The sequence below is a fragment of the Psychrosphaera haliotis genome (assembly GCF_039523615.1).
GTDB lineage: Bacteria > Pseudomonadota > Gammaproteobacteria > Enterobacterales > Alteromonadaceae > Psychrosphaera > Psychrosphaera haliotis.
Genome location: NZ_BAAAFQ010000004.1, coordinates 884,447 through 908,604, shown reverse-complemented (window position 1 = coordinate 908,604; position 24,158 = coordinate 884,447). Strand labels below are relative to the sequence as shown.

Sequence of the window (24,158 nt, the reverse complement as noted above, 5' to 3'; positions counted from 1 at the left end):
CATGAAAGAGTTTTCAACCATATTAGAAAATGAAGAAGCAACGGTTGCAATGGGCAATCATATTGCGCAGTCTTTGTCGCAGGGCATGACCATATTTCTTCATGGTGATTTAGGTGCGGGTAAAACCACATTAAGTCGAGGCATTATTCAAGGCTTAGGTCACAATGGTCGAGTAAAGTCGCCAACTTATACTTTGGTAGAACCTTATGAGCTTGAGAATATAAGTGCATATCACTTTGACCTTTACCGTTTGGCGGACCCAGAAGAGCTTGAATTTATGGGCTTTCGTGATTATTTTAATGACAAAGCGCTATGTTTAATTGAGTGGCCAGAAAAGGGCCAAGCCTTTTTACCTAAGGCAGACCTTGAGTTATATTTGACATATGCCGACGAACAGCGTGAAATAAGGCTTCAAGCCTTATCGGAAATAGGCGAGCAGACTGTTTTAAAAATAGAGTCCAAGTATTAATAAGTGGTTATGAGGTTAAATTTTTACAGTGTCTAAACTAATACATTCGTTAGTTATTTTTTGCCTACTTTTACTAGCACCTCAAAGTGTTGCTGGTGAAAAGATTGATGGTATTCGTATTTGGCCAGCGCCGGATTCAACTCGAGTGGTTTTAGACTTATCAGGACCTGCAGAATACACCTACTTTGAACTTAAAAATCCTCAACGTCTGGTTATTGATCTAAAAAACACAAAGTTGTCTACGTCATTAGATGGTCTTGCCGATGATGCCAAAGTATTAACAAATGTCCGAAAAAGCACACCAAAAAGTAAAGGTTCAACACGTCTTGTTTTAGACCTTTCACAGAATGTAAACCCAATGCTATTTGCATTAGTTCCTGCGGGGCCTTACGGTCACCGACTAGTGGTTGACCTTTTTAATGCTGAAGAGAAAGTTCAACAGGCTAAGCGTAAAATTGAAACAGACCGAGACATTGTCATTGCTATTGATGCTGGTCATGGCGGTGAAGACCCAGGCTCTATTGGTCGCGCAGGCACTTATGAAAAACATGTCACGTTAAAGCTAGCTAAGAAAATAGAGAGTCTCATCAATAAAGAAAACGGTATGCGAGCTATTATGACTCGTACCGGTGATTATTATATTGATCTTAATAAACGAACAAAAAAAGCACGAGATGCGAAAGCCGATTTATTAATCTCTGTGCATGCAGATGCCTTCACTTCGCCAGGCCCAAATGGCGCTTCGGTTTGGGTTCAAAGTAACAGAAGAGCAACCACTGAAGTCGGTCGTTCGTTAGAAAGACGAGAAGAGTACGGCCAGCTGCTTGGTGGTGTATCGGAAGCGTTAAAAGATACAAATACAGAAAAGTATTTAGCCAGAACCTTTATAGATTTATCAATGGACCATTCTCGCGACCAAGGCTTCACAGTTGCAAATACTGTATTAGGCGAGCTAAAAAAGATTACAAAACTTCATCAACGCAAGCCTCAGTCGGCAAGTTTAGGTGTCTTAAAGTCACCTGATATTCCGTCCATATTAGTGGAAGGTGGTTTTATCTCTAACCCTAGAGAAGAAAAAATGCTGACCAACGCATGGCAGCAAAACCGTCTTGCTAAAGCTATTGTTAACGCTGTAAAAACGCATTTTAAAAAACGTCCACCTGATGGCACTCGATACGCCAAGCTTCATAAAGTGTTAAAGCACAAGGTAAGAAGTGGCGAGTCATTGTCACTTGTGGCGCAAAATTATAAAGTTAGCGTTTCTTCCATTAAAGCTGCCAATCGACTTAAAAATGACATGATCAAAGTTGGTCAGGTCCTTTCCATTCCTCAGTCATAAGTCAGCCAATGACAATTAAAATATTACCGCCACAATTGGCAAACCAAATCGCCGCCGGTGAAGTGGTAGAGCGTCCCGCGTCGGTAGTGAAAGAATTGGTTGAGAATGCACTTGATGCCGGTGCCACAAAAGTCGAGATCGATATTGAGCGCGGTGGCCATAAAAAAATCTTAATAAAAGATGATGGCAAAGGCATTCAAAAAGACCAGTTAGCGCTAGCGTTATCTCGACATGCAACCAGTAAAATTACCAATATATCTGACTTAGAAGCTATTTTAAGCTTAGGCTTCCGAGGTGAAGCATTAGCCTCAATAAGCTCTGTAGCAAGACTAACCATGACATCTAAGCCTGAGTCTCAAAGCGAAGCCTGGTCTGCGATTGCAGAAGGGTTAGATATGGAGGTTGATGTTAAGCCTGCTGCGCATCCAAATGGCACCACAGTTGAAGTTTTAGATTTATTTTTTAATACGCCAGCCCGCCGAAAGTTTTTACGAGCCGAAAAAACAGAATTTAGTCATATTGAAAGCCTGATTCGTCGAATCGCCATGAGCAGACCAGACGTCAGTTTTGTACTTCAACACAATAACAAAGTCGTTAAGCGCTATCGAGCTCAGTCTCAAACGGAAGATAAGGTCGCTCAGCAGTCAGCTCGAATAGCCGAAGTGATTAATACACAGTTTGTCGAGCAGTCGAGTATTAGAACCGCTCAATATGACAATATTTCCATATCCATTTGGGCAAAGTCACCAAGTGAATGTAAGTCGGTAAATCCTGCGCAATACTCTTTTGTAAATGGTCGAATGATGAGGGACAAGCTGATTCAGCATGCCATTCGTCAGGCATATTCAAGCTCATTAAATTCAGAACAACAACCGGAATATGTTTTATTTGTTGAACTGCCAGCTAACGAGGTTGATGTAAATGTTCATCCAGCTAAACACGAAGTGCGCTTTCATCATTCAAGATTACTGCATGACTTAATTGTTGGAACTATTCAAGAAGGTTTAACTGACTTTCATCAAGTACAACAAACGGCACCAGAGTGGCTAGCGGAACCACAAGCTTTAAACACTGTTATTGCAAACGAAAAACCTAAAACGCTGAGTGAAAAGGCAGGGACAAGCTACAGCAACCCCTCTACATTCTCCGGTTTAAAACCAAAGCAACACTCAGTGGAATCGGTAAATCCATCACTATTTGAAGATGTTTCTTCTGCATTATTGAACGCCCCGCATGCCGAATACAAAAAACCATTAAGTGATAAAGTAGGTATAGACTCGTCGAACCAAACTAAACCAACATCACAGGTTAAGAGTGTTAGTGACGCTAGCAGTGATTTCAGTATCCTTTTTACTCAACTGAGACACGCTTTAATACAATATCAAAATGAACATTGGGTAATAGATCTGTCGGAGTTATTTGATTCTAACTCTCACTCGCACTCTACAAGCTCATTAACGACGGAACAGTTGAAGCCAGCTCCATTACTTGTGCCTATCAGAATTAAACTAACTGAGTCAGAACTCACTAAATTTAAGGCCTATGAGCAAGAAATATTAGCCAGTGGATTTGATACTAAAATTCATCAAAACTATTTGATTATAAAGCAAGTGCCAACGTTTGTTCGAAGTAGAAGTAATAGCCAATATTTGCCTGAGCTATTTAGCGAGTTACTTAAACGTGACAAACTTACCACTGGAATAATTACTAATATCTTAAATCAAACAGACAGTATTCCATTAGAACAGGCGCAAATACTCAAACAATTGCATATACTTAAACAAAGTAGCGACTTTTCGATAAAATGGTCTTTAGTGGCAAAACCTGTAGACCTGCAGCAATTATTTAAAACGCTTTAACCGTTTAAACGACAACCTTCAGAGAAACCTTGATCAATGTTTGAAAACGAAAATAAAACCGTAATTTCTATTATGGGCCCAACAGCATCAGGAAAAACTGATTTAGCGATGCAGCTGGCCGATTTAATCAATGGTGACTTGATAAGTGTCGACTCCGCTCTTATATACAAGGGCATGGATATTGGGACCGCAAAACCAACGCCAGATGAGCTATCAAAATATCCGCATCAACTTATTAGCTTTTTAGATCCAGCTGAAGTTTATTCCGCTGCTGATTTTAGAAAAGATGCGTTAAAGGCTATCGAAAAAAGCTTCAATAAGGGGAAAACCCCTATATTAGTTGGCGGTACCATGATGTATTTTAAGGCTTTAGTTGAAGGGATATCTGATTTACCGGAAGCCAACAGTGAAATAAGAACACAAATAGAAACGTTGGCAAACGATAAAGGTTGGCAACATGTTCATGACTTATTAGCTGAAGTTGATCCGGTAGCAGCAAAACGAATTCATCCAAACGATCCGCAAAGAATCAATCGGGCATACGAAGTGTACCTGATAAGTGGAAAGTCGATGACTGAGTTAATGTCTCAGGAAAAACAGCCGATACCTTATAATATCAAGCAGTTCGCTTTTATGTGTGATGATAAAACTGAGCTACACAAAAGAATAGAGCAACGTTTTGATATTATGTTAGAGCAAGGGTTTAAAGGGGAAGTGGAAAGTTTAATCCAAAGACCTGACTTGCATTTAGATTTACCGTCAATACGAGCCGTAGGATATCGCCAAATGTGGCAGCATCTAAAAGGTGAGCTTGACTGGAATGAAATGGTTTTTCGTGGTGTTGTAGCCACAAGGCAGTTGGCAAAAAGGCAGCTTACGTGGTTACGAAGTTGGCCTAACGTGATGTACCTAGAAGTAGGAAAACAAAAAGAAAACTTGCAACGGATAATAAACTCGCTAAGCTAGTCTTAGACAAAGTTGTATTATCGTTAATGTGCAAAGGTTTACCTAACAAAAACAATAAATAATAAAACTAAAAGAAGGAACATTGACAATGGCCAAGGGGCAGTCCTTACAAGACCCGTTTTTAAATGCATTACGTCGTGAACGAATCCCAGTTTCGATCTATTTAGTGAACGGTATAAAATTACAAGGTCAGGTTGAATCATTTGATCAGTTTGTCATTTTGTTAAAAAATACATTGAGTCAAATGGTTTATAAGCATGCAATCTCAACAATAGTGCCTGCGCGACCATTCCAGACCAACCCGCATTACGCTGGTAATGAAGAACCAGAACAATAATTATTATTTTCAATAATTATTAAACTAATTTTGAAAGGGAATACGTATAAACGTATTTCCTTTTTTGCATTTTAACTGTGCAAAATTAATCAACCCCAACCCAGGATAAACATTTGTTTGATAGATATGAAGTCGGCGAACAGGCCGTTTTAGTACACGTTAATTTTTCTGCTGAAAATGACAGAGAAGACATCGAAGAACTTGGATTATTAGTATCCTCTGCAGGCGTTTCTACGCTTGCTGTAATCACAACAAGCAGACACTCCCCAGACGCAAAATATTATGTAGGTACCGGCAAAGCTCAGGAAATAGCAGATGCGGTGCAAGCCGAAGGCGCAGACATTGTAATATTTAATCACTCTTTATCGCCTTCTCAAGAGCGTAACTTAGAAGCGCTGTTTCAGTGTAGAGTATTAGACAGAACTGGTCTTATTCTTGATATCTTTGCCCAGCGAGCAAGAACTCATGAAGGTAAGTTACAAGTTGAGCTTGCACAGTTGAAACATATCTCTACCCGATTAATCAGAGGTTGGACTCATTTAGAGCGCCAAAAAGGTGGTATTGGTTTACGAGGTCCAGGTGAAACTCAGTTAGAGACAGATAGACGTTTATTACGAGCTCGAATTTCTCACATACTTTCTCGACTAGAAAAAGTATCTAAGCAGCGTGAACAAGGTCGTCGCTCTCGCAAAAAAGCGGAAGTACCAACGGTATCGTTAGTTGGGTATACCAACGCCGGTAAATCAACATTGTTTAATGCACTAACAAATGCTGATGTGTATGCGGCTGATCAATTGTTTGCTACGTTAGACCCAACATTAAGAAAAATAGATTTAGCGGATGTTGGCGAGACAATTCTTGCAGATACGGTTGGTTTTATTCGTCACTTACCACATGACTTGGTCGCGGCGTTTAAAGCAACGTTAACGGAAACGAGAGAAGCAGACCTTCAACTTCATGTGATTGATGTTGCTGACCCTAGACGTAGTGACAATATCTTCCAAGTTGAAGAAGTGTTAAGGGAGATTGAAGCGGACGATATTCCTCAATTACTTGTATTTAACAAAATTGATTTATTAAAAGACGCTGAGCCACACATTGAGCGAAACGATGAAGGCAAGCCGGTATCCGTTTGGTTAACTGCTCAAAAAGCCCAAGGCCTAGAGCTTGTTCAACAAGCAATGTCAGAGTTGCTTGGTCTTGCAATGTGGGATGTAGAGCTTATTCTACCGCCACAAGAGGGTAAACTAAGAGCAGAGTTGTATCAGCTCAACGGAATCTTGGATGAGAAAATAGACGAAAATGGTCATTTTGTTTTAAGCGTGCGTATTAGCAAAATAGACCAACAACGTTTAAATAAACAAATGGGCTATGGCATTGAAAAATGGCAAAGTAGCCACTAAATAGACAGACAGTGCAGTTTGTTTGCAGTATTGACTCAATTTCATAGAGTTATGCAAACGACTTTGCTAAATTAAACAGTAACTTTTCTGAATGAAACTGGAGTAACTTATGGCCTGGAATGAGCCGGGAAATAATAATAACGATCCGTGGAAAAATCGCGGCGGCAAAGATCAGGGGCCACCTGACTTGGACGAGTTATTTAAAGATTTAGGCAATCGATTTAATGGTTTATTTGGCGGCAAGCCGAGTAAAGAAGGTAAAGGACCTGGCGGCATTGGTATTTCTATAGTACTTGTTGTTGCATTTGTTATTTGGTTCTTATCGGGTTGGTATACATTACGCGAAGCAGAAAGCGGTGTGGTATTGAGATTTGGTGAATACACTGAATTAAAAGAGCCAGGTCTTCGTTTTAACCCAACGTTTATTGACAAGGTTATTCCAGTTGATATTCAAACGGTTCGTACAATTCCAGCATCAGGTTTCATGTTGACTCAAGATGAGAACGTGGTTCAAGTTGAAATGGAAGTACAGTACCGAGTACTAGATCCAAAGAACTATTTATTCTCTGTTCCAGATCCAACAAACAGCTTACGTCAGGCGACTGACAGTGCATTGCGTTCGGTTATTGGTAACTCTCGAATGGATGACATTTTAACGTCTGGTCGTGAAATTGTACGTCAAAGCACGCGTGAAGAATTGGAAGCAATTATTGAACCTTACAAATTAGGTTTAGCAATTGTTGATGTTAACTTCAAAGACGCACGTCCTCCTGAGCAAGTTAAAGATGCGTTTGATGATGCTATCGCTGCTCGAGAAGATGAAGTTCGTTATGTGAACGAAGCAAAAGCTTACGCAAGTGAAGTTGAGCCTCGTGCCCGTGGTCAAGTTAACCGTATGGTTCAAGAAGCGACAGCTTACAAACAAGGCAAGATCTTAGCGTCACAAGGTCAAGTAGCTAAGTTTGACCAACTACTGCCTGAATATAAAGCAGCGCCAGAAGTAACGCGCCAACGTTTATATTTAGAAACGATGGAACAAGTATTATCAAATACATCAAAAGTGTTAGTTGATACTAAAGGTAATGGCAACATGATGTACTTACCTCTAGACAAAATCATGCAGCAGCAAGGTGTTTTACCAGCCACAGGTCAACGCCCAGCAACAGATTACAATACAGGCTCAGGTCAAACGACACAGCCGACACAAAGCAATCGCCCAAGTCGTGGTGACCGCTTTAATGATGGGAGAAACTAAGCATGAAAACATTTAGTATGATTTTAATCGTCGTGTTTGCATTCATGACGTTCTCCTCGCTATTCGTTGTTAACGAAGGCCAAAGAAGTATTGTAATACAGTTTGGTAAAGTTAAACGTGATGACGCTGGTGCGCCAGTTGTTAACGAACCAGGTTTGCACTTTAAACTTCCTTTAGTTGAAAAAGTAAAAACCCTTGATGCTCGTATTCAAACACTTGATGGTGAGCCAGATCGCTTTGTAACAGTAGAGAAAAAAGACTTAATAGTTGACTCATTTGTTAAATGGCGCATATCTGACTTTGCTAAGTTCTATCTATCAACTGGTGGCAACAAGCTAAACGCTGAAACGCTATTAGAACAGAAAGTTAATAACGGTCTTCGTACTGCTTTTGGTTCTAGAACCATTAAAGAGATTGTTTCTGGCGAGCGCCAAGAGTTAATGCAGCAAGCTATTCAAGCTGCAAAAAGCTCAAGCGACTTAGGTATTGAAGTATTAGATGTTCGAGTGAAGCAAATTAACTTACCAGTAAGGGTAAGTAATTCAATCTTCGAACGTATGCGTACCGAACGTCAAGAAGTAGCGAAAGCTCACCGTTCAGAAGGTCGTGAGAAAGCGGAAATCATTCGTGCAGATGTTGATGCAAGAATTACCGTTATGCTTGCTGAAGCTGAGCGTGAAGCCCAAACTCTTCGTGGTGAAGGTGACGCATTGGCTGCTAAAGTATACGCAGATGCATTTAACAAGAACCCAGAGTTCTTCGCATTTGTTCGTAGTTTAGAAGCGTACAAAAATAGCTTTAATAGCAAAAATGATATTTTGGTTATTCAACCAGACAGCGACTTCTTCCGTTACATGAAGAGTACGTCAGGTAAATAATCTTTCTTTAATTAGATAAAATATAAAGGGCTCTTAGGGGCCCTTTGTTGTTTTAGAGGTGCAATATGGATATCGATTGGTTTGTGGTTATCGCGATGGTTTTGATAGTAGAAGGCATGATGCCACTGCTGTTTCCCAAAACATGGCGAAGTTACATTCAAAAATTATCTAAGGAACCGATTGGGGTAATTCGCCAAGTTGGTCTAGTGTTATTCACTATTGGGCTTCTTTTGCTTTGGTTTCGATAGATATTTTTAATCGTTAAAACAGGCATCTAGCAGTTTTTATTCTAATTTTTCGATAAAGCGGGTGATCTTTACACCACTTTTTTGGTAGAATCCCCGCCTAATTTTTTCTGAGTGAATTAAATATGGGCAAAAACGTTGTTGTTTTAGGCACCCAATGGGGTGACGAAGGTAAAGGTAAGGTTGTAGACCTGCTGACAGATAAGGCTTCTTATGTGGTCCGCTATCAAGGTGGTCACAATGCTGGCCATACTCTAGTTATCAACGGTGAAAAAACCGTTCTTCACTTAATACCATCTGGCGTATTGCGCGATGGCGTTAAATGTATCATTGGTAATGGCGTTGTTCTATCTCCAGAAGCGTTATTAAAAGAAATGAAGATGCTTGAAGATCGAGGCGTTCCAGTAAAAGAACGTTTATTAATCTCTGAAGCATGTCCGTTAATTCTTCCTTACCACATTGCATTAGACCAAGCTCGTGAAATCAAGCGTGGCAATAAAGCAATTGGTACTACCGGTCGTGGTATCGGTCCTGCGTATGAAGATAAAGTGGCTCGTCGCGGTTTACGCGTAGGTGACTTATTCAATCCTGAATTATTCGCAGAAAAATTAAAAGAAGTTTTAGAATTCCACAACTTTGCACTAGTAAACTACTACGGTGTTGAAGCGGTAGATTTCGACAAAACATACAATGACGCAATGGCTGTAGCAGATATGCTAAAAGCAATGGTTGTTGATGTAACAGACTTACTTGATAAGACTCGTCTTGCTGGCGAATCAATCTTATTTGAAGGTGCACAGGGCACGCTACTTGATATTGACCACGGTACATATCCGTATGTAACTTCGTCTAACACGACTGCTGGTGGCGTTGCCACTGGTGCTGGTTTTGGTCCTTGTCATATCGATTACGTTCTAGGTATCGTAAAAGCTTACACAACTCGTGTTGGTTCGGGTCCTTTCCCAACTGAATTAAACGATGAAGTAGGCCATCACTTAGGTACTAAAGGCCATGAGTTTGGTGCAACTACAGGACGTGAGCGTCGTTGTGGTTGGTTTGATGCTGTAGCAATGAAACGCGCAGTACAATTAAACTCAATTACTGGTTTTTGTTTAACTAAGCTAGACGTTCTAGACGGTCTTGAAGAAATCAAGATTTGTACTGGTTACGAATTAGCGGACGGTTCAATTGTAGATGTACCACCTATGGCAGCAGAAGGTTATGCAAGTGCAAAACCTATTTATGAATCTGTACCTGGATGGTCTGAAAACTCTTTTGGTGTTACTGAGTTTGATAAGCTTCCTAAGGCTGCTCAGTCTTACATTAAACGCTTAGAAGAGATTACAGGTATCCCAATGGATATTATCTCTACTGGTCCAGACCGTAGCGAAACATTCATTTTGAGAAACCCGTTCTCAGAATAAATACAAAAAGCACTAAATAATTAGTTACACTTTTTTAGTGCTAATTTCCTTCTTAAAAAGCTGTCATTCGACGGCTTTTTTTGTATGCTGAACGCTAATAATAAAAATAATATTAGATAGTAGGAATAAGCATGTTTAGTAGTAAAAAAATAGCTGGAGCAATTCTAGCAACTGGCCTTTTGAGTGCTTGTGGTGGAGGCTCAGACAGTGTTGAGCAGGTTGAGCTTACAGATGCTGGGTATGCATATTGTTCGGCGCCCGACGCCAATGAAAAACTCTACTCTTATATGAAAAATTGGTATTTTTGGTATGCAGAGTTACCAACAGAGTTTTCCCCAGAGGCTTATCCAGATACTGCCTCTGCACTTGATGCAATGAGAGTTACTAACGACAGATTTAGCTTTTCCATGTCAACTGAAGAATATGATGACTACGTAAACTCGGTCTTTTTTGGTTATGGATTTTCTCATAGTGTTAATGAAACCGAAGATGGCTTATTGATCCGTTACGTATATGAAGCGGGCACGCCAGCTCAAAATGGTTTGCGCAGAGGCGATACCATTACTGAGATCAATGGTAAGCCAATGTCTGAAATTATTGCAGAAGTAAATGCCGGCTCAAAAACGCTTGGTGATTTTTTTGGCCCAAATGAAGACGGGTACTCAATTGATATTAAGTTTGAAAAGCCAAACGGTGATTTAAAAGAAGCGACCATTACAAAAGGTAGTATCACAGCAAATACGGTACTGGCTAAAGAAGTAAAACAGGTTACTTTAGATGAAGAAGAAAAAAAGGTAGGTTACTTAGTCTTTAACTCTTTTGATTCTGTATCTGAAGAAGAGCTGAACACCGCATTTGATTCATTTTCATCAGATGGTATTGACGAGCTAGTTTTAGATTTACGTTATAATGGTGGTGGTTTAATTCGTGTGGCGAACCAGTTAAGTAGTCAAATTGCAGGTGATGCAGTCATTGACGAAACCTTTGTTCAATATCGCTACAACAATAAACAAAGTGCCAACAACCAAACCGTTCCGTTCAGTTTGAGACAAGGCGTTGAGAAAATGAACCTTGACCGAGTGGTTGTTTTGACATCTGAAGGCAGTTGTTCATCAAGTGAACTTGTCATTAACTCACTTAAGCCATTCATCGAAGTGGTTACCATAGGTAATCAAACTTGTGGCAAACCAGTGGGTATGAGCCCTACCGAAATATGTGATGACGTTGTATTTGCTATTAACTTTGACTCGGTAAACGCAGCCGGCGAAGGTGAGTACTACGATGGATTAGAAGTAGACTGCCAAGTTGACGAAGTGGTTACAGGTGATTGGGGTGTTGATACAGACCCTATGTACGCTGAAGGAATTAATTACCTTAAAACAGGTTCATGTAGTAACAACGTTCAAAAGTTTGCACCAGTTAGCGCGCAAAGCACTAATAAAGTGCAAAAAGCTACACATAAAATTGATTGGACAAAAGGCCCAATAAAGGCACAAAACCTTTTATAATGGCCTAGTAATTGCTTTGGAACTGAGTACTAGTATTCAGTTCCATTGTTTTTCTTGAAGGTTATTATGAAAGTATTTAATTATCTGCTCGTTACACTTTCCTCCCTAGCTCTACTGGCTTGTACGCTTTTTAGTGCAGGTTTATATGCAGTAAATGATGAACCTCTACAAGCGGTGCAAATATACACACAAGATGAATTGCTTGATTTAATAAAACAAAACAAACACTTAGATAGGGTTAAAGCAGATAGGTGCCAGCTAACTCGAGACATTGAAGACAGAGCTGTAAAGCTTCACTTGCCAAGTTATGAGTTTTTATATGGCGACATGTTAGCTTGGGGGGTATGTGTAGATCAAAATGCTGAACTCGGTATGTATTATATTCGCGAGTCGGCAAAACAAGGCCTTGTTGCGGCCATCGAACAACTTGGGCGTTACTACCACGTTGGACGTTTTGTTCAAAAAGACTCAGAAAAGGCATACACCTATATTTTGCGCGCCGCAGAACTGGGTAATTTACAAGCCCAATTGCGCTTAATTGATTTGCAACTTGCAGGTGTTGGCAGCCCTTATGATTTTGAAAACGCATACCGTTGGCTTCATCACGCCATTATTGCCGATGAGAAATTACATAGCAAAGCCACTAGGCAATTGAAAAAACTAGAAAAACTGATGCACCCTAAATCAGTAAAAGCCGCAAAAGCTCAATGAGTTAGTTATTAAATACACAAATATCATCATATTTAATAAAAGTTTCGAACATTAATTTGCTCAGTTGGTATACTAATGAGGACGGCGCAAACGCGGCGTCTTTTATTACAACTGAAAAAAGTGAACATTAATGCCAAAAAAAGACCCGAATTATGCTCGGGAGAAAGAAAAGTATTCTACCCCTATTGCCAGCCGCGAATTTATCCTCGACGCGATTAAGCAGGCCGATAAGCCCCTAACATTTAATGAATTAATCAAAGTTTGTTCTATTTCCGATGAAGAACTCATTGTCGCACTTAAGCGCCGATTACGAGCGATGGAAAATGCCGGACAACTTATCTTTAATAAATTTAAGAAATACGCCATTCCTGACGAGAAAGAAATCGTTAAAGGAAAAGTATTAGGCCATAGGGACGGATTTGGTTTTCTTCAGCCAGACGGCAAAGTATCCGGTAAAAATGACTGGTACATCAGTCACAGCCAAATGCGTGGCTTACTGCACGGTGACTACGTATTAGCGCAGCCAATTGGCGAATACAAAGGTAAAACTGAAGCTCGAATCACAAATATTATTGAAGGTCGTTCTGCACCTATCATTGGCCGCTATTTCGTGGAAATGGGCGTTGCCGTTGTGATCCCAGACGACAGTCGAATTAAACAAGAGATCTTGATTGAGAAAGGTCAAGAGAATGGTGCTCGTCACGGTCAAATGGTGATTGTTGACCTTATTGAGCGACCGAGTAAACGCAGCAATGCCATAGGTAAAATCTCTGAAGTGTTAGGTGACCATATGGCGCCAGGCATGGAAGTTGATATTGCACTTCGAAACCACGATATCCCTTTCCAGTGGTCAGCAAGCATTGATAAATACGTTTCTAAATTGTCTTCTGAAGTATTAGAGAAAGATAAAGCGGGCCGAGTTGATCTTAGAGAAATGCCACTCATTACCATTGATGGTGAAGACTCAAGAGATTTTGATGATGCCGTTTTCTGTAAGCCTAAATCAACAGGCGGTTGGACACTCTATGTTGCCATTGCCGATGTTTCCCATTACGTAAAACATAACTCAGATTTAGACAAAGAAGCTATTGAACGAGGAAATTCAGTTTATTTCCCATCAAAAGTAATTCCAATGCTACCAGAAGCACTATCCAATGGATTATGTTCATTAAACCCGCAAACAGACAGGTTATGTCTAGTGGCTGAGATGGATATTGATGCGTCAGGTAAATTAAAAGAGCACACCTTTTACGAAGCAGTGATGCACTCACATGCTCGCCTAACTTACACTAAAGTTTCAGCAATGCTGAAGGGTGACAAAGAACTTCAAGAACGTTATCAGCATGTATGGCCTCACGTTCAAGATTTAAATAATCTTTATAAAGCGCTTAAGTTGGTTCGTGCCGAACGCGGTGCATTTGAGTTTGATACTATCGAACCTAAGTTCATCTTTAATGCACAGCAAAAGATTGACCACGTTGAAGTGGTTGAACGAAATGACGCGCATAAAATTATTGAAGAATGCATGATCATGGCAAACGTGGCTGCCGCTCAATTTATTGAAGGCAATGATGGCCATGCTTTATTCCGCGTACATGACAAACCAGACCCTAGCAAGTTAGCAACATTCAGAGCATTTTTAAGTGAGTTGGGTGGCGAACTGACCTTTAGTGATGAGCCAACACCTAAAGAGTTAAGCAGTCAGGTTAATCAGTATTTATCGCGTCCAGATGGTGAGTTAATTCAAACCATGATGATTAGGAGTATGCGCCAAGCCGTATATCAACCAGATAATATTGGTCACTTTGGATTGGCACTTGAAGGTTATGCGCATTTCACCTCGCCTATTCGTCGCTATCCAGACTTAATTGTTCATCGCGCAATTAAAGCCATAGTGAAGAAAAAAGGTCAGAGCACTTCAGGCCATTATGCTTATACAGAAGATGAACTAGAACAACTTGGTGAGCAGTGTTCAATGACTGAACGCCGTGCCGACGACGCGACAAGAGACGTGGAGTCATGGCTTAAGTGTGAGTTTATGCAAGACCATATCGATAGAGAGTACGAGGGCGTTATTGCCTCTGTAACTTCTTTTGGATTATTTGTTCGCTTGGTAGATTTGCATATAGAAGGTTTAGTTCACATTACCGCGTTAGGTAAAGATTACTTTAACTTTAGCCCTGAAAGAAACGCCTTAATTGGTGAAAATAGCCGACAGGTATATCGCTTAGGTGATGCCATTGAAGTCAAAGTTGTGTCTGTGAATCTAGAAGATAAGCAGATTGATTTTGAATTAGTAGGTGTCAGCGGCGGTAAACGCAGAAGTACAAATACTGGTTCTAGTCGTTCTAAAAAGCCAAGTGTGCGAGAACAGTTAAAGAGTGGCAAGTTAACGTCAAAATCAAAGTCTGAAAAGGAAGGTTCGGATTCTAAGGGTAAGCGTAAAGAAAAATCGAAACCAAGTGCTAAGCGTAAGCCTAAAAAAGATGAAACAGCGGCTAAGGGAAAACGCAAACCTAAGAAAAAACCTAAGTCTAGAGCGGCAAAACGTATTGCCAAGAAAAAAAGTGATTAGAGAAAGATATGAGTTCTGAAATAGCCTATGGCATCCATTCTTTAACGGCCATCATTGAACACGAGCCGGAAAGAATTATTGAGTTATTTGTCCTTAAAGGACGAGAAGACGATCGTATGAAACCGATTTTAGAGCAAGCTTATTCATTAGGCTTCTCGGTACAGTACACGTCAAGAAAAACACTAGACGATAAATGTGATGGTGAGCAACACCAAGGTGTTGTAGCAAGAGTTCGCCCAGCTAAACAGCGTGATGAAGGTGATTTAAAGCAATGGCTTCAAAGCGTTGAGAATAGAGATAAGCCTCCATTCTTATTAGTTTTAGATGGTGTAACTGATCCTCACAATTTAGGTGCAGTTTTACGCACAGCAGACGCTGCTGGCATCGACGGTGTTATTGTCCCTAAAGACAGATCTGCAAAGCTAAATGGCACGGCTAGAAAAGTAGCCTGTGGTGCTGCCGAAGTCATGCCACTGTTTGTTGTTACTAACTTGGCAAGAAGCTTAAAAATACTGCAAGACAACAACGTTTGGATTATTGGTACTGCCGGCGAAGCAACGGCTGATGTTTTTGAAATGAAATTCTCAGGACCATTAGCCATTGTTATGGGCGCTGAAGGTACAGGAATGCGCAGGTTAACGCGTGAAAACTGTGATGAATTAGTCAAAATCCCTATGGCTGGTTCAGTTTCTAGTTTAAATGTGTCTGTAGCAACAGGTGTCATTTTGTATGAAGCGGTTCGCCAAAGAACTCGATAATTTGCAATTAAATATGCTCAACCTTGGTCTATAATAATAGTCAAAGATTGAGCACTTATTTAGGGTCGTATTTTGAAGTTATCTAAACTCTTTTCCACACTCATTTTATTGTTTTTATTTATTTCAGTTCAAGTATCAGCAGATGATCCTGAAGTTGAATTAGATGAAGATGGCAATCCAATTGTAAAATTAGACGAAGCGCCTGAATGGGTGTTAGTCGATGGACAAGGCGATACAGTTTCATCAGCAACCTTAGCTGAAAAACCTTACGTACTTCATTTTTGGGCGACATGGTGTCCCTACTGTAAACGCTTTCAGCCTGGTTTGGACTATATAGCGGCAGATTATATTGAAAGTGGCATTCCTACTTATGCGGTTAGTTGGTGGGAAAATCCAGGCGCGAAACCAGTCAAAGAAATGGAAAGCAGAGGTTTAATGTTTCCCGTTTTATTGGAAGGTGATGCCGTAGCAAAAGCCTTTGGCGTAATTGGCACACCAACGACAATTTTTGTTAGCCATGAAGGCGAGATAATCTATAGACATACCGGCTTTGATCCAAACGATCCAGAGTTGAGAGTAGCTTACGAGCAGCTAAAAGCGGACTTTGAAGCCCCCAAAAAACCCGAGTCTGAAGACGGTGAAGATGATGATTCAGAGTAACTTCAATAAAACCGTTCAAATTTCCTTCAATTAACTTGTGTAACGCGCAAAAATCCTTATAATTGCGCGCCCAAATCAGCTATTACTAATTTTGTTCCTTGCCTTTGTTCAAGTTTGGCTGAGCTTGTCGATGAGGCTACTAATCCATAAGGAATCTAACGATGCGTCATTACGAAATCGTTTTTATGGTTCACCCTGACCAGAGTGAACAAGTTACTGGTATGATCGAGCGTTATACTGGTTCTATCACTGAAGCAAATGGTACTATCCACCGTCTTGAAGACTGGGGTCGTCGCCAACTAGCTTATCCAATTGAGAAACTTCACAAAGCGCACTATGTTCTTATGAACGTTGAAGCAACTAGCGAAGTTATTGCTGAATTAGAAGAGACTTTCCGTTACAACGATGCTGTTTTACGTAGCTTGACTATCCGTAAAGACGCTGCTGTTACTGAAGCTTCTCCTTTAGTAAAAGAAGAGAAAAAAGAACAAGCTGCTTAATTTAGGGAGTTAGCTTAGGTGTTTAATCAGTTGGTTTTAACCGGCCAAGTTTGCAAGTCACCCAAGTTTACAACCAGCCCTGCAGGTGTGATTCATGGTCAGTTTTCAATTGAACATAAATCAATACAACAGGAAGATGGATTTAATCGCAATGCGTATGTCCGGCTTCATGTAGTAACTTGTGGTGAGCAACAGCAGCAGTTAATCAAAAATTTTATTGTAGGTGATGAAGTTCAAGTGTCTGGTTTTTTAAACCGACATGAAAGCAAAAACGGCCAAGCCATTATTGCCATTCACGCCCAACATATAGAAAGACTCAATTAGGAGAATACTAATGGCACGTTATTTCAGACGTCGTAAAGTATGCCGTTTCAAAGCAGATGGCGTAAAAGAGATCGATTATAAAGATCTAGCAACTCTACGTAACTATGTTACAGAGAGCGGTAAAATTGTACCTAGCCGTATTACTGGCACAAGTGCAAAGTATCAACGCCAACTAGCTCGTGCAATCAAACGCGCGCGTTTCTTAGCATTGCTACCATACACAGACTTACATCAATAAGATTGGTAATTAAGAGGTTTAATACTTATGAACGTAATCCTTTTAGACAAAGTTGCCAACTTAGGTTCACTTGGTGACAATGTTAACGTTAAATCGGGTTTTGCTCGTAACTTCCTTTTCCCACAAGGAAAAGCAGTTCCAGCAAACAAAGCAAATTTAGAAATGTTCGAAGCACGTCGCGCTGAATTAGAAGCGAAAGTTGCTGAAGAACTAGCTGCTGCACAAGCACGCGCTGAGAAACTTAACGCATTAGCAGCAATCACTATTGCTTCTAAAGCTGGTGACGAAGGCAAATTGTTTGGTTCAATTGGCACACGTGACATCGCTATCGCGATCACTGAAGCTGGTGTTGAAGTAGCTAAAGCTGAAGTTAAAATGCCTGAAGGTGCAATCCGTGAAATCGGTGAATTTGAACTTGCAGTTCAATTGCACGCAGAAGTAATGGCCAACGTTAAAGTTGCAGTTATTGCTGAAGCATAATTAGAAAGATTTATCTTTTTAATACAAAACACCGCCTAGTGCGGTGTTTTTTTTTGCCTGTTTAAACCTTTTTTGGTTTGATGGTTACTAAAGCTATAACAAACAAAAATAATGATAAATATATAGTGAGCATAGGACCGTGACTGGAAATGTAATTCAACCTGCAGCGTTTAAGCAACGTCAAAACAATGCTGATGATGAGCAAGGTTGGATAGAGCAATTAAAGCAGGGCAAACAAACTGCGTTAAAGCCACTTTACGACAAGTATGGCAAACGGGTTTATGCGCTGTGTTACAGGCTCTCTGGTGACGCGGAATTAGCGGAAGACATATGCCAAGAAGTGTTTGTGCAGGTTTGGAAAAAAATCGGAAACTTCCAAGGTGATAGTCAATTTAGCACTTGGCTTTATTCTGTTACGAGTTTCCAAGCGATAAATTATATGCGTAAACAAAAACGTTGGTGGCAAAGTTGGTTTGTTGATAAAGACAGCACGTCAGGTGAAGCCATGGTTGACGCTATTCCAACAAATGACGAGCAACATGATTTTGCTTTATTTAGAAGTGGGTTGGACAAACACATCGCCAATTTACCGGAGCAAGCTCGTATTGTATTTGTTTTGTTTGCCATTGAAGGCTGGCGTCATGAAGAAATATCAAAAGAATTAAATATTGCGGTAGGGTCGAGCAAAGCTCAGTATCACAGAGCGAAAAAGCTATTAAAAGAGGCCTTAACGTTAGAAGAACAAAATAAAGGAGTGGTTGCCTAATGAATCATTCAATCAATGAACAAGCACTTGATCACGCTCTTGAGCAAGCAATCAACGACTTACCTAAAGAGTTAGAACCGAGTCGCGATCTTTGGGCTGGTATAGAGCAAGCCGTAGCTAAAACTGAGCAAGAACACGCAAAGCCTACGATTTACTCAAATTGGAAAAGTATAGCAGCAGCATTTTTACCGATTGCTTTTTTAGCGGGCTTTTACATTAATGGCTCCAATCCAAATACAGACACCATGCCATGGTTAGAGCCCGTAACGGCTAGTTATGAGCTGCAAAAACAACAGCTTTTAAAAAGAGTGAGTGACCAGCCTCAAATAACAAATAACTGGCAACAGTCTTTAAAAGAGTTAGAGCAGGCTGAGCAATCACTAAAGCAAGCATTGAAGTCGCAGCCTGGTGACCCAGCATTGATGAAAATGTTAACGCATGTATATCAACGACAGCTCGATATTATTGCGAAAAGTCACCAACCTAAATATATTCAAATTTAACAGAGTAGGAATAATTGTAATGAATTTAACTAAGAGTCTACTGAAATTTAGCTTATTAAGCGTAATTGCTTTTTCTTCTGCAACTTTGTGGGCAGGCGAAAAAATAGATGAAACACTTACCGCAAAAGCGGATGGTCGAGTGTCCATTGATGTTATGACGGGTGTTGTCACTATTAAAAGTTGGGACAAAAACGAAGTAAGAGTGGTAGGTGAATTAGATGACCAAGCTGACGGTTATCAATTTGAAAGCAACAACAATAGGGTCATTTTTAAAGTGGAAATGCCAGAACAACGCTGGGGTAACTGGAAAGATTCTAGTGCTGCACTTACGTTTTATGTCCCTAAGCAAAGTGACCTAAGGTTTGAAGGGGTAAATGTTTCAATTGACGTAGAAGGCATCGTTGGCAGCTCACGTATTAATACCGTTAACGGAAATATTAGCGCATCGGGCCTTAAAAAGAGAATTAACCTTGAAACCGTCAATGGCCGAATTAAAAGCCGAGATTTAGATGGTGATATCACGTTAAGTACTGTTAATGGCAAAGTTGATGACAAAAACAGCCAAGGCGAAATGGAAGTCAGCACAGTAAACGGCGATATTAATATTGAAACTACCGCTCAAGATTTGTCTATCGACAACGTGAATGGCGATATGAACTTAATGTTAAGAGGAGTTCCTGACGCTGAAATTAACACTGTTAATGGCGATGTGAAACTAGATTATAGCTACGATAAAAAAGGCAAAGTTTATATTTCTACGGTGGGTGGAGAAGTTGATCTTTATGTTCCAGCAAGTATTTCTGGTAGGTTTCAAATAGAGACACATACTGGTGGCGATATCGTAAATAAACTAACAAGCAAGCAGTCAAAGAAAAACAGATATGGACCGGGTGAATCACTAGAATTTGAAACCGCAGGTGCACTTATAAAGTTTGATATGAATACAGTGAATGGTGATATTAGTATTCTTAAAAAAGACTAATTGGTAATAAAGCCTCTGTTATTTACAAACAAAGCTGATACAAAAGATAAATAAACCACGAGACCAAAAATCTTGTGGTTTATTGTTATTGCGGTTAGTTACTATTACCCATAAAATGTCAGTTCATTACATTTTCAAATGTACTCAAATATTTAAATATTAGGTCTGGCAATACATGGCAAAGTCTTCTTATAAACCAAGTAGAGAGCAAAAAGAGCAAGTTGAATCTCTAAAGTTACCACCACATTCAATTGAGGCGGAACAATCTGTACTTGGTGGTCTGATGCTAGACAATAATGCATGGGATCGGGTAGCTGAAAAAGTTGTTAAAGACGACTTTTATTTACGTCAGCACAAAGCCATTTTTAACGCCATGGCGGGGTTAGTATTACAAAATAACCCTATCGACTTGATTACGGTTTCCGAAGCATTAGAAAAAGACAAATTATTAGAAGGTGTTGGTGGTTTTGCTTACTTAGGTGAAATAGCGAAAAACACACCAAGTGCTGCAAACATTGTTGCTTATGCCGAGATTGTAAGGGAACGAGCTGTAGTAAGAGAGTTAATAGGCACGGCAAATGAAGTTGCTGACGCATGTTACAATCCCGAAGGCCGAAGCAGTGAAGAGCTGTTAGATTTTGCAGAGTCAAAGGTATTCAAAATTGCTGAGCAACGAGAGAACGCCAATGAAGGTCCAAAAGACCTAAATTCTATTTTGAGCTCTACCGTTGACCGAATTGAAGAGTTAATGCGCAGTGATAACAACGGTATAACGGGCTTAACGAGTGGTTTCTCTGACCTCGACAAAATGACCAGTGGTTTTCAAAACTCAGACCTTATTATTGTTGCCGCTCGTCCATCAATGGGTAAAACAACGTTCGCCATGAACTTGGTGGAGACTGCCGCGCTAACATCTGACTACCCAGCATTAGTATTCAGCTTAGAGATGCCAGCCGATTCAATCATGATGAGAATGCTTGCCTCATTAGGTCGTATTGATCAAACTAAAGTAAGAACCGGTAACTTAGACGATGACGATTGGGCTCGCTTAGCAAGTACGCTAGGGATAATGCAGGAAAGCGGTAAGCTATACATAGATGACTCATCTGGTCTTACGCCAACTGAAGTGAGATCTCGCGCAAGACGTATTGCTAGAGAGCACGGTGGTTTGTCCATGATCATGATTGATTATCTTCAGCTAATGCGCTCTCCAGAGTATAAAGACAACCGTACATTAGAAATCGCCGATATCTCCGCGTCATTAAAAGCACTGGCAAAAGAATTAAACATTCCTATTATTGCACTAGCTCAGCTTAACCGTGGACTAGAACAACGTGCAGACAAACGTCCGGTAAACTCAGATTTAAGGGAATCAGGCTCAATTGAGCAAGATGCTGACTTAATAATGTTTATCTACAGAGACGAGGTTTATCACGAAGACTCGGCCGACAAAGGTACCGCGGAAATTATTATTGGTAAGCACCGTAACGGTCCTATAGGTCGTATTAGACTAACCACCCAACTTCATTATTCAAGATTTGATAACTACGCTGGTAATGCCATCATCGAGGATTAATCCAAAAACATGAAAATTGCAGTTGCTGAAATAAATTTAGAAGCGTTACAACATAATTTACTCGTTGTTAAGCGTAATGCCCCAAACAGTAAAATTTTGGCAATGTTAAAAGCAAATGCATATGGCCACGGCACCACTGAAATTGCAAAAAGCCTCCATCAAGCCGACGCCTTTGGTGTTGCCAGACTTTCCGAAGCTGTGGCACTAAGAGCGGCGGGTATTACCAAACCAATAGTTTTGCTTGAAGGCTTTTTTGAAGCTGATGAATTACAAATTATTTCTAACCTTGGTTTAGATACGGTTCTTCATACTGAGCAACAGTTTGATGATTTTATGGCGGCCGACATACCGCGCTCGGTGAGAGTTTGGTTAAAGGTTGATACCGGCATGCATCGATTGGGTTTACCTCCTGAAACGTTTCCTGCAATAAGAGAAAAAATATCTAGGCACAAGAATATCTTAGGTGAGCCTATTTTAATGAGCCACTTTGGTTGCGCCGACGATGTCACACACTCGTTAAATGATTATCAATTTTCGGTATTTGAAGAGCTACAAAATCACCATAAAGGTGAATGCTCTTTTGCAAACTCGGCTGCCATTTTATCTTTTAAAAATAGCCATCATCAATGGGTTCGCCCAGGCATCATGCTTTATGGCGTATCGCCAGTGAATAATACAAGCGCCTCAGATTATGAATTAAAACCAGTGATGACACTAAAGTCGAGCATCATTGCGATTCGGGAAGTAAAAAAAGGGCAAAGTGTTGGATATGGCGCCACTTGGGTTGCAAAAGAAGACACGCGTTTAGCTGTGATCGCCATAGGATATGGCGATGGTTATCCTAGGAATGCAGAAAACGGCACTCCTATTTTAGTTAACGGCGTAAAATATCCATTATCAGGAAGAGTTTCAATGGATATGATCTCAATTGATATTGGTAATGAAAAAACAATAAAAGTGGGCGACGAAGCAATTCTTTGGGGTGAAAATTTGCCTTTAGAAACAATTGCAGACTATGCTAAAACAGTCCCTTATGAATTGTTATGTGGAGTTACAGGGCGAGTAGAAAAACGCTTCTCTCGAGTACAAAATGAATTTAACAATAGATCATGAACAACTTCTAAACTCATTAACAATTGGCATAATTGTATTTAATAACGAGTTTAAAATAGAATATGCAAATCAAACCTGTATTAACTGGCTTGGTCTCACTAGTGATCTTGAAACCTCTAACCTTATCACCGACCCGTTTTGGACTATTGTAGATAAACACGGAGACTTACTGGCTACAGAAGAGTTTCCCGCTGTTGTTGTTGCTCGAACACAAAAGCCACTGTGCAATTATGAAATTGGGGTTCTTAATCACACAACAAACGTTTACTCATGGTTTTTATGTAACGCGTACATAGAAAAGAGCCGGAAAACGCAGTTAGATAATTACGTTCTCACGTTTACAAACATCTCTGACCAAAAAGAAATTATCCCATTTAAAGACATTGTCGCAAAAGCGAATGATGCCGTCATCATTAGTCAGGCTGTCGATACTAAAGGTGCTGGGCCAGAAATTGTATACGTTAATGAAGCATTTACTAAATTAACCGGGTATAGCAGTACGGAAGTCATAGGCAAAACTCCCTCCATACTTAGTGGTGAAAAAACCAGCCCGATCACCACTAAAAAAATAATGGATCATCTAACTCAGTTTTTACCTGTTAGAGAGGAAGTCATCAATTACAAAAAAGATGGCAAACCTTACTGGGTCGACCTAAATATTGTTCCACTCAAAAATAGTAAAGGTATTGTTACTCATTATGCCTCGATTGAACGTGATATTACGGAAATTAAAGATAAAACACTCAACTTAGAAAAGTTAGCGAAAACAGACACCCTGACTGAGGCTTTGAATCGCAGAGGATTAAACTCTGACGGCTGTAAAGCTATTGAGTCGGCATACGAGTCTGGACGTTCTTTTATTCTAGCAATGATGGATATTGATCATTTTAAAACTATTAATGACACTTTTGGACATGATGTTGGAGATGTTGTACTCAAACACTTAACTGATTTATTAAAAGAAAATTTGCGAGCTAGAGATATAGTAGCTCGCATTGGAGGTGAAGAGTTTGTCATTATTTTAGAAGGTGATCCACCGCCTATTTTAATCAAAAAAGTTGAATTTTTGAGACAAATAATTGAAGACAGTGCTTTCAGTGTTAGCTCTGATATTGAATTTAAGCTTACCTGCAGCTTTGGCATAGCACAAAGCGACTTCACCACAAGAACCATCAATGAGTTATTAAAACAAGCTGATATAGCGCTCTATAAATCTAAATCGAATGGCCGTAATCAAGTAACCGTTTACAGTCCAAGTTAACCTTGGCATTATCTTAATTCAGTAAAAT

The 24,158-nt window shown here is 40.0% G+C and carries 25 protein-coding genes; all 25 read left to right on the top strand.

The features are described from left to right. Position 1: 1 nt before the first annotated feature. The 25 genes from tsaE (at position 2) to ABD009_RS06560 (ending at position 24,130) form a co-directional block, all read left to right on the top strand. Positions 2–469 carry a tRNA (adenosine(37)-N6)-threonylcarbamoyltransferase complex ATPase subunit type 1 TsaE gene (tsaE, locus tag ABD009_RS06680; protein ID WP_343823790.1) on the top strand — a complete coding sequence of 156 codons (468 nt, stop codon included), beginning with the start codon at positions 2–4 and terminating at the stop codon, positions 467–469. A gap of 28 nt (positions 470–497) precedes the next feature. Further along, complete coding sequence (locus ABD009_RS06675) at positions 498–1,808, top strand: N-acetylmuramoyl-L-alanine amidase (protein ID WP_330997768.1); 1,311 nt, start codon at positions 498–500, stop codon at positions 1,806–1,808. Positions 1,809–1,816: 8 nt separating this feature from the next. After that, complete coding sequence (gene mutL / locus ABD009_RS06670) at positions 1,817–3,667, top strand: DNA mismatch repair endonuclease MutL (RefSeq protein ID WP_343823787.1); 1,851 nt, start codon at positions 1,817–1,819, stop codon at positions 3,665–3,667. A 36-nt stretch (positions 3,668–3,703) separates the two neighbouring features. Beyond that, complete coding sequence (gene miaA, locus ABD009_RS06665) at positions 3,704–4,633, top strand: tRNA (adenosine(37)-N6)-dimethylallyltransferase MiaA (protein ID WP_343823784.1); 930 nt, start codon at positions 3,704–3,706, stop codon at positions 4,631–4,633. Between the two features lie 88 nt (positions 4,634–4,721). After that, positions 4,722–4,970 (top strand): RNA chaperone Hfq, encoded by a 249-nt coding sequence (hfq, locus tag ABD009_RS06660; protein WP_155695995.1) that lies wholly within the window; start codon positions 4,722–4,724, stop codon positions 4,968–4,970. 113 nt (positions 4,971–5,083) lie between these two features. Beyond that, a complete protein-coding gene (hflX, locus tag ABD009_RS06655) occupies positions 5,084–6,373 on the top strand; it encodes a ribosome rescue GTPase HflX (protein WP_343823780.1) in 1,290 nt (429 codons plus the stop codon). A 109-nt stretch (positions 6,374–6,482) separates the two neighbouring features. Continuing rightward, the gene (gene hflK, locus ABD009_RS06650) at positions 6,483–7,628 is read left to right on the top strand and encodes an FtsH protease activity modulator HflK (protein WP_155695993.1); all 1,146 of its coding nucleotides are present in this window, start codon (positions 6,483–6,485) and stop codon (positions 7,626–7,628) included. Positions 7,629–7,630: 2 nt separating this feature from the next. Continuing rightward, a complete protein-coding gene (gene hflC / locus ABD009_RS06645; RefSeq protein ID WP_343823776.1) occupies positions 7,631–8,506 on the top strand; it encodes a protease modulator HflC in 876 nt (291 codons plus the stop codon). Positions 8,507–8,571: 65 nt separating this feature from the next. After that, a complete protein-coding gene (locus ABD009_RS06640; RefSeq protein WP_155695991.1) occupies positions 8,572–8,754 on the top strand; it encodes a DUF2065 domain-containing protein in 183 nt (60 codons plus the stop codon). Positions 8,755–8,876: 122 nt separating this feature from the next. Next, positions 8,877–10,175, top strand: a complete 1,299-nt coding sequence (locus ABD009_RS06635; protein ID WP_343823772.1) for an adenylosuccinate synthase — start codon at positions 8,877–8,879, stop codon at positions 10,173–10,175. Positions 10,176–10,306: 131 nt separating this feature from the next. Further along, positions 10,307–11,683: a S41 family peptidase gene (locus ABD009_RS06630; protein ID WP_343823770.1), complete on the top strand. Its 1,377-nt coding sequence runs from the start codon at positions 10,307–10,309 to the stop codon at positions 11,681–11,683. 66 nt (positions 11,684–11,749) lie between these two features. Continuing rightward, the gene (locus ABD009_RS06625; RefSeq protein ID WP_343823768.1) at positions 11,750–12,394 is read left to right on the top strand and encodes a tetratricopeptide repeat protein; all 645 of its coding nucleotides are present in this window, start codon (positions 11,750–11,752) and stop codon (positions 12,392–12,394) included. A 130-nt stretch (positions 12,395–12,524) separates the two neighbouring features. After that, entirely contained in the window at positions 12,525–14,969 is a 2,445-nt protein-coding gene (gene rnr / locus ABD009_RS06620; RefSeq protein ID WP_343823766.1) for a ribonuclease R, read from the top strand. An 8-nt stretch (positions 14,970–14,977) separates the two neighbouring features. Further along, positions 14,978–15,727 carry a 23S rRNA (guanosine(2251)-2'-O)-methyltransferase RlmB gene (gene rlmB, locus ABD009_RS06615; protein WP_343823764.1) on the top strand — a complete coding sequence of 250 codons (750 nt, stop codon included), beginning with the start codon at positions 14,978–14,980 and terminating at the stop codon, positions 15,725–15,727. 72 nt (positions 15,728–15,799) lie between these two features. Continuing rightward, complete coding sequence (locus ABD009_RS06610; protein ID WP_343823762.1) at positions 15,800–16,387, top strand: TlpA family protein disulfide reductase; 588 nt, start codon at positions 15,800–15,802, stop codon at positions 16,385–16,387. A gap of 161 nt (positions 16,388–16,548) precedes the next feature. After that, the gene (gene rpsF / locus ABD009_RS06605; RefSeq protein ID WP_155695984.1) at positions 16,549–16,887 is read left to right on the top strand and encodes a 30S ribosomal protein S6; all 339 of its coding nucleotides are present in this window, start codon (positions 16,549–16,551) and stop codon (positions 16,885–16,887) included. An 18-nt stretch (positions 16,888–16,905) separates the two neighbouring features. Continuing rightward, entirely contained in the window at positions 16,906–17,211 is a 306-nt protein-coding gene (priB, locus tag ABD009_RS06600) for a primosomal replication protein N (protein WP_210561020.1), read from the top strand. Between the two features lie 10 nt (positions 17,212–17,221). Next, positions 17,222–17,449, top strand: coding sequence for a 30S ribosomal protein S18 (rpsR, locus tag ABD009_RS06595; RefSeq protein WP_155695983.1), 228 nt, complete (start codon positions 17,222–17,224; stop codon positions 17,447–17,449). 27 nt (positions 17,450–17,476) lie between these two features. Beyond that, complete coding sequence (gene rplI, locus ABD009_RS06590; protein WP_155695982.1) at positions 17,477–17,929, top strand: 50S ribosomal protein L9; 453 nt, start codon at positions 17,477–17,479, stop codon at positions 17,927–17,929. A gap of 139 nt (positions 17,930–18,068) precedes the next feature. Further along, positions 18,069–18,695, top strand: coding sequence for an RNA polymerase sigma factor (locus ABD009_RS06585; RefSeq protein WP_343823759.1), 627 nt, complete (start codon positions 18,069–18,071; stop codon positions 18,693–18,695). Next, positions 18,695–19,198, top strand: coding sequence for a hypothetical protein (locus tag ABD009_RS06580; RefSeq protein WP_343823757.1), 504 nt, complete (start codon positions 18,695–18,697; stop codon positions 19,196–19,198). The genes ABD009_RS06585 and ABD009_RS06580 overlap by 1 nt, the downstream gene beginning before the upstream one ends. Positions 19,199–19,217: 19 nt before the next feature. Next, a complete protein-coding gene (locus ABD009_RS06575) occupies positions 19,218–20,180 on the top strand; it encodes a DUF4097 family beta strand repeat-containing protein (RefSeq protein WP_343823755.1) in 963 nt (320 codons plus the stop codon). 175 nt (positions 20,181–20,355) lie between these two features. Continuing rightward, a complete protein-coding gene (gene dnaB, locus ABD009_RS06570; protein WP_343823753.1) occupies positions 20,356–21,756 on the top strand; it encodes a replicative DNA helicase in 1,401 nt (466 codons plus the stop codon). A 9-nt stretch (positions 21,757–21,765) separates the two neighbouring features. Beyond that, positions 21,766–22,869, top strand: a complete 1,104-nt coding sequence (alr, locus tag ABD009_RS06565; RefSeq protein WP_343823751.1) for an alanine racemase — start codon at positions 21,766–21,768, stop codon at positions 22,867–22,869. Further along, entirely contained in the window at positions 22,847–24,130 is a 1,284-nt protein-coding gene (locus ABD009_RS06560) for a diguanylate cyclase (protein ID WP_343823749.1), read from the top strand. Before alr ends, ABD009_RS06560 begins: the two co-directional genes overlap by 23 nt. The last annotated feature ends 28 nt before the right edge of the window (positions 24,131–24,158 follow it).

Bases quoted from the DNA above. Each gene is read 5' to 3' on its own strand.
- ABD009_RS06575 (WP_343823755.1), top strand. From the start codon at position 19,218: ATGAATTTAACTAAGAGTCTACTGAAATTTAGCTTATTAAGCGTAATT.
- mutL (WP_343823787.1), top strand. From the start codon at position 1,817: ATGACAATTAAAATATTACCGCCACAATTGGCAAACCAAATCGCCGCC.
- ABD009_RS06580 (WP_343823757.1), top strand. From the start codon at position 18,695: ATGAATCATTCAATCAATGAACAAGCACTTGATCACGCTCTTGAGCAA.
- rpsR (WP_155695983.1), top strand. From the start codon at position 17,222: ATGGCACGTTATTTCAGACGTCGTAAAGTATGCCGTTTCAAAGCAGAT.
- tsaE (WP_343823790.1), top strand. From the start codon at position 2: ATGAAAGAGTTTTCAACCATATTAGAAAATGAAGAAGCAACGGTTGCA.
- hflK (WP_155695993.1), top strand. From the start codon at position 6,483: ATGGCCTGGAATGAGCCGGGAAATAATAATAACGATCCGTGGAAAAAT.
- dnaB (WP_343823753.1), top strand. From the start codon at position 20,356: ATGGCAAAGTCTTCTTATAAACCAAGTAGAGAGCAAAAAGAGCAAGTT.
- rpsF (WP_155695984.1), top strand. From the start codon at position 16,549: ATGCGTCATTACGAAATCGTTTTTATGGTTCACCCTGACCAGAGTGAA.
- ABD009_RS06560 (WP_343823749.1), top strand. From the start codon at position 22,847: ATGAATTTAACAATAGATCATGAACAACTTCTAAACTCATTAACAATT.
- rlmB (WP_343823764.1), top strand. From the start codon at position 14,978: ATGAGTTCTGAAATAGCCTATGGCATCCATTCTTTAACGGCCATCATT.
- ABD009_RS06635 (WP_343823772.1), top strand. From the start codon at position 8,877: ATGGGCAAAAACGTTGTTGTTTTAGGCACCCAATGGGGTGACGAAGGT.
- alr (WP_343823751.1), top strand. From the start codon at position 21,766: ATGAAAATTGCAGTTGCTGAAATAAATTTAGAAGCGTTACAACATAAT.
- ABD009_RS06625 (WP_343823768.1), top strand. From the start codon at position 11,750: ATGAAAGTATTTAATTATCTGCTCGTTACACTTTCCTCCCTAGCTCTA.
- miaA (WP_343823784.1), top strand. From the start codon at position 3,704: ATGTTTGAAAACGAAAATAAAACCGTAATTTCTATTATGGGCCCAACA.
- ABD009_RS06630 (WP_343823770.1), top strand. From the start codon at position 10,307: ATGTTTAGTAGTAAAAAAATAGCTGGAGCAATTCTAGCAACTGGCCTT.
- rplI (WP_155695982.1), top strand. From the start codon at position 17,477: ATGAACGTAATCCTTTTAGACAAAGTTGCCAACTTAGGTTCACTTGGT.
- hfq (WP_155695995.1), top strand. From the start codon at position 4,722: ATGGCCAAGGGGCAGTCCTTACAAGACCCGTTTTTAAATGCATTACGT.
- hflC (WP_343823776.1), top strand. From the start codon at position 7,631: ATGAAAACATTTAGTATGATTTTAATCGTCGTGTTTGCATTCATGACG.
- ABD009_RS06640 (WP_155695991.1), top strand. From the start codon at position 8,572: ATGGATATCGATTGGTTTGTGGTTATCGCGATGGTTTTGATAGTAGAA.
- rnr (WP_343823766.1), top strand. From the start codon at position 12,525: ATGCCAAAAAAAGACCCGAATTATGCTCGGGAGAAAGAAAAGTATTCT.